The 3,453-nt window shown below is 62.3% G+C and carries 3 protein-coding genes; all 3 read left to right on the top strand.

The features are described 5' to 3' along the window. The first annotated feature begins 69 nt into the window (after window positions 1–69). On the top strand, window positions 70–546 hold the full coding sequence (locus VIW95_RS00455; RefSeq protein ID WP_331582881.1) for a DUF1844 domain-containing protein: 477 nt from the start codon (window positions 70–72) through the stop codon (window positions 544–546). 36 nt (window positions 547–582) lie between these two features. After that, a complete protein-coding gene (locus tag VIW95_RS00460; RefSeq protein WP_331582883.1) occupies window positions 583–2,076 on the top strand; it encodes a Do family serine endopeptidase in 1,494 nt (497 codons plus the stop codon). An 18-nt stretch (window positions 2,077–2,094) separates the two neighbouring features. Next, window positions 2,095–3,453, top strand: a 1,359-nt coding sequence (locus VIW95_RS00465) for a transglycosylase domain-containing protein (RefSeq protein ID WP_331582885.1), incomplete at its 3' end; no start/stop codon positions are given.

The following is a 3,453-nucleotide window of genomic DNA, read 5'->3' on the forward strand; positions in this document are numbered from 1 at the left end:
CGAGGAGCGCATCCATCGGCTCGAGCAGATGCAGGCCGGGCAGATTGGGCAAGGGTGACGGTGTCATCGATGGAAGATCAGGAAGACAAGCGCGGATTCAAAGTTCAGGACCGCCGGCGCTTCTCGGCAGAAGGCGAGATGAAGGAAGGCGGCGACAACGACACGCCGCCGCCGAGTAATGAGGCGATCGAGATAAAATCCAGGCCCGCCGCAAGCGCGTCGGAGCCGGCGTCCAAGCCTCAGGCGGCCGCCGAGCATCACGCGACGAGCCACCATTCGAGCCAGCCACCGCCCGAGCTGACGTTCGCGGCATTTCTCTGGAGCCTGTCGGAGCAGGCGCTGGCGGCGCTCGGCGAAATACCCGATCCGATGAGCGGGAAGGTAACGCACGACCTGGTGCTGGCGCAGCAGATGATCGATATCATCATAATGTTGCGCGAGAAGACGCGGGGAAATCTCGACGCCGAGGAACAAGCGATGCTCAAAGAGATTCTTTCCGGTCTGCAAATGAAGTACGTTGAAATGGCGAGACAGCCGAACCGTTGAGCGGCCGTCTTCGTTTAATCACACATGACGAATAAGTTGTTTCGACCTATCGCCTTTACGGGCGTCGCGATCTTTGCGGCGTCCCTCACGCTGACTACCTCGCGCATGCCGGCCCGCGCGGCCGATTCCGCGCCGCCGGCGCCCGCGCACTTCTGGACCGAGCTCGCCGATCCCGCGCACGCGCCGAAAGCGCAGTCGATGCCGGACTTCGTCGATCTCGCGGCGAAGCTCAGCCCGGCCGTCGTGAACATCTCGACCGACGAGGCCGACGAGCCCGCTGGAGGCGTCGAGCAGGGGCCCGAAGACGCGCCGAATAGTCCGCTCGAGCCGCATTCGCACGGTCCGCTCGAGGAGTTCGGCGGCACGCCGCACGCCAAGGCGCTCGGCAGTGGCTTCATCATCACCAAGGACGGCTACATCCTGACCAACGAGCATGTCGTCGATAGCCCGGGCAAAGTCACAGTGACCACGCAGGACGGTCGCAACTACACAGCGAAGATTATCGGGCACGACGAGAAGAGCGACATCGCGCTGCTGAAGATCGAGGCGAAGCACGACCTGGCGGTCGCGCCGCTCGGCAACTCAGAGGACTTGAAGGTGGGCGAATGGGTGATGGCGATCGGCAACCCGTTCGGCTTCGACCACTCGGTGACCGCGGGCATCATCAGCGCCAAGGGACGCTTCATCCCGGGCAACTACGAGGATTTCCTCCAGACTGACGCGTCGATAAATCCCGGCAACTCGGGCGGTCCGCTGATCGATCTGCGCGGCGACGTGATTGGCGTAAATTGCGCGATCTACACGCACACCGGCGCCAGCATGGGGATTGGCTTTGCGGTTCCAATAGACCTGGTCAAGGAAGAACTGCCGCAGCTCAAGAGCTCAGGCAAAGTCGTGCGCGGATGGCTTGGCGTGTACATCCAGAAGGTGACGCCGGAGCTGGCGGAATCGCTGGGGCTGGCGGACTCGCGCGGCGCGCTGGTCGCCAAGGTGCTGGACAACGGGCCGGCCAAGGCGGCGGGCGTCAAGCGTGGCGACGTAATCGTCGCGTTCGACAATCAGCCGGTGGACGACTCGCGCCAGTTGCCGTTGCTGGTCGGCCGCACCGACCTCGGGCACAAAGGCATGCTCAGGGTGATTCGCGACAAGCAGACGATCGATCTGCCCGTCACGATTACTCAGTCACGTGAGCCCGAGATATTGGCATCCGCGGAAAAATCGCAGAAGCCCGATCTCGGCGCCGTCTCGCCGTTCGGCCTTCACGTCAAGGACCTCAGTCCCGACATCGCCAAGGAGCTCGGTCTCGACACTCCCGGCGGCGTGGTGATTGCGTCGGTGCAGCCCGGCAGCCGCGCCGACGAAGCGGGGCTGCGCGCGCGCGACGTGATCATCGAGGTCAATCGCGCAGCGGTCAAAGACGTGGACGCGTATCAGAACGCGGTCAAGGCGAGCGCCAAGGGCAGGAGCGTCCTGCTGCTTATCCGCCGCGGCGACGCCACCGTTTACGTGCCGATCAAACCGGAGGCCTGAGCCGGGGACGCATTTCCGATGTCCCCGAAACGACTTCTGAAATTCGCGCTGATCGGCGTCGGCGCGCTCATCCTGTTCGCGGTGCCGCCGACGCTGTGGCTGTTCTTCAGCTACTACCATCAGCTCGAAAATGAGGTCGTGACGCGATTCTCGGGCAAGCGCTGGAACATCCCGTCGCGCATCTTTTCAGACTCCATCCTCATATATCCGGGACAGAACTTGCAGGACCTTGGTTTCTTCGAGCGTCTCGCGCGCCTGAACTACCATCCTGTCGATCCGGGCAAGGTCTCGACCCGCGGCGAGTACAGCTTCGACAAGAACCGCGGCAAGCTCGACATCTTTCTGCACAGCTTCGCGTATCCGTACGGCCCATTCGGCGGCGAATTCGTCGAGCTGAAGCTCAAGGGTGACGCGATCGATTCGATGAGCGATCCGGTTACGCACAAACCGGTCTTCTCGATCGAGCTCGAACCCGAACTGATCAGCGGCATCTTCGAGGGCGAGTGGGAGCAGCGGCGGCTGGTGCGTCTCAGTCAGATTCCGCCGACGATGATCAACGCGATCCTCGCCGCCGAGGATCATCGCTTCTACGAGCATCACGGCGTCGACATCGTCCGCACGATCAAGGCCGCATACATCGACTTCCACTCGGGGCACGTGCGCCAGGGCGGATCGACTCTCACGCAGCAATTGATGAAGAACTTTTTCCTGACCCGCGAGCGGAGTTACAAGCGCAAGGCCAAGGAAGCGATGATGGCGTATATCGCGGAGCGCGATTACTCGAAGGACGAAATCCTCGAGAACTATATCAACGATATCTATTTGGGCCAGCGCGGACAGGAAGGAATCTACGGCGTCTGGGAGGCGAGTGAGTACTACTTCTCGAAAGAGCCGCGCGATCTGACTATTGGCGAAATGGCCACTATCGCGGGCCTGATCAGTTCGCCGAACCGGCTCAATCCGCTGCACCATCCTGACGCCGCGCGTCCGCGGCGCGACGAAGTGCTGGCCTCGATGCTCGAGGACGGTTACATCGACAAGAGCGCTTACGACACCGCCGTCAGCGAGCCGCTGCATGCGCGCGAAGTTTATGCCGAGGGCAATGACGCACCCTACTTCGTCGATTTCGTCAAGAAGGAACTGGCCGAGCGATATCCCGCGCAAGTGCTGAACGGCGAGGGTTTGCGCATCTTCACGTCGCTCGACGTGCACATGGAAAAACTCGCCGAGGCCTCGATCGCGCACAATCTCAGCGACCTCGAAGCCAAGCATCCCAAGCTCGCGCGGCGTGAGGCCAACGATCGCCTCGAGTCATGCCTGGTAGCGCTCGAGCCGCAGAGCGGCAGGATTAAAGCGATGGCGGGCGGGCGCGACTAT

The sequence above is a fragment of the Binatus sp. (SeqCode) genome (genome assembly GCF_036522015.1).
Lineage (GTDB): Bacteria > Desulfobacterota > Binatia > Binatales > Binataceae > Binatus.

Bases quoted from the DNA above. Each gene is read 5' to 3' on its own strand.
- VIW95_RS00455 (WP_331582881.1), top strand. From the start codon at position 70: ATGGAAGATCAGGAAGACAAGCGCGGATTCAAAGTTCAGGACCGCCGG.